The following is a 1665-nucleotide window of genomic DNA, read 5'->3' as shown; positions in this document are numbered from 1 at the left end:
TAGACTTGTAAACTTCGCATACCTAAGCTATCAACGCCAGCTACATAAGAACAAGCTCTAATAATATTTGTCATTTTCTCAATCCTCTAATAAAATTTGCCTTGCCTGACAAGTTGCTAAGTATCTATGACGATGAACTTGCATATATCATCAATCAAATAGTAAATAAGTGAAGTTTTGTATCTTGGTTTATAGCGATTCAATCCGTGCTTTTCCCAATTATCAAGAGTGCCGTCTGATATATCTAAGTCTTCCATAACACGCTTTTTAGAGATATAAGGTAATACCCGCTTTTCATTTCTGATTTTGAGTTGTGTGCCAAGATATTTATTAAATAAATGAATGATTTTATCCACTAAGCCACGGGCAACAAGGTTCGTTAAGGTGTCATCATTCATGGAGTACCTCCTAAATATTCGTTTAGTTTTCTATCAAAATCAACTTGTTCCCCTATAAAAATATATTTTATTGAAAGACCATAAAATTTTGAAAATCGAAACATCTCATCAATTGTGATAAAACTACTATCTTGTTCTAGTTCAGCTATACGTTCCCTGTTCAGTTTTACTTTTCTAGCAACTTGTTTTAATGTTAAGTGGTTGAGTTCTCGTAGATCTTTTAAAGTATATCTCGAAGTAAACTTCATGCCATGCCTCCATTCTTGCGTTTAGAGATAACTTCCATAACTGCGTACGTTAGTTTATCTTCACTAATTCCCAGTTCATGAGAAAGCTCTGAAACATCTTCGGAACTGATAATATCAAATGCTGTCATTGCCTTGTGCTTGGTTTTTCTACGTTGTCTTTCATGGCGAATACCACGATTAAACGCAACATCATACAGGTACTCGTAAACAAAAACACGCATCCAGTCTTGCCAATTTTCTTTATTTGCGTTGTGATAGTCCATCAAGATAATTTTTTTCTCGATGATGTCAGCTAGTTGCGCAACACCCTCTGTAACGAATCCTTTATATTCTGTTTGCTTAATTTCTTGTTTAATACGGTACTTTTCAGCAATTTCGTGCGTGATTTTCATCTTAAAAGGGTTGCCTTTTTTAATATAAAGGATTCTGCTTGTTGGTATCCGTCCACCTTTGAGAACAAATGAAAGCATAGTTTCGTCTTTGCGATGGTAAGCTCTTAAATTAAATGTTTTAAATTTCATACCCTACCCCTTAACCATTTCTACTTGAATATCGTTTTCTAAAGTTGTGAAAGTCACAACTGATTGACCGTCAAACAAGCGGTAGACATACTCATTAAGCTGGATAAAATGGCGTGCTTTGGCTTTTAATAAGTCCATGAGTTCAAAAGCGATTGAATCATCAAGGATATAAGTTTCTTTGTTTGTTGTATTATTCATTTGTTTTTATTCTCCAATTTGCTATAATTAGAGTAAGAAAAGCTTTGTTAGAGCTTGCCTTACTTATAATTTAAAGTCGTTTATCTGGGGAGATGGCCGGCTTTTTTTGTACGATTATTTAAATTCATCTAAACTAACTCCTAATGCCTCCGCAATCTTAACGACTGTGAGCCATTTCGGGTTTTTTGTATTGCGTTTTTTAATTTGGTGTAACTGCTGAGGGCTTATGCCTGTCATTTTGGCAAGGCGGTACTCGGTTATGCCTTGTTTGTCTAATTGTTGTTTGATTTTGTCCCACAT

At 34.8% G+C, this 1665-nt stretch carries 5 protein-coding genes; all 5 read right to left on the bottom strand.

Annotated features, from left to right (window positions below; all coding sequences use genetic code 11):
- Positions 1–116 precede the first annotated feature (116 nt).
- Positions 117–398 (bottom strand): hypothetical protein, encoded by a 282-nt coding sequence (locus ABWI07_RS44015; protein ID WP_353822192.1) that lies wholly within the window; start codon positions 396–398, stop codon positions 117–119.
- Complete coding sequence (locus ABWI07_RS44010; RefSeq protein WP_010905052.1) at positions 395–646, bottom strand: helix-turn-helix transcriptional regulator; 252 nt, start codon at positions 644–646, stop codon at positions 395–397. Before ABWI07_RS44010 ends, ABWI07_RS44015 begins: the two co-directional genes overlap by 4 nt.
- Positions 643–1167: a hypothetical protein gene (locus tag ABWI07_RS44005; protein WP_351947339.1), complete on the bottom strand. Its 525-nt coding sequence runs from the start codon at positions 1165–1167 to the stop codon at positions 643–645. Before ABWI07_RS44005 ends, ABWI07_RS44010 begins: the two co-directional genes overlap by 4 nt.
- Positions 1168–1170: 3 nt before the next feature.
- Positions 1171–1365: a DUF1655 domain-containing protein gene (locus ABWI07_RS44000; protein WP_046780971.1), complete on the bottom strand. Its 195-nt coding sequence runs from the start codon at positions 1363–1365 to the stop codon at positions 1171–1173.
- A gap of 114 nt (positions 1366–1479) precedes the next feature.
- On the bottom strand, positions 1480–1665 hold a 186-nt coding region (locus ABWI07_RS43995), incomplete at its 5' end, for a helix-turn-helix domain-containing protein (protein WP_003131971.1).

The sequence above is a fragment of the Actinomadura sp. NPDC000600 genome (assembly GCF_040492135.1).
In the GTDB taxonomy this organism is placed as follows: domain Bacteria; phylum Actinomycetota; class Actinomycetes; order Streptosporangiales; family Streptosporangiaceae; genus Spirillospora.
This window is presented reverse-complemented; position numbering and strand designations above follow the sequence as displayed.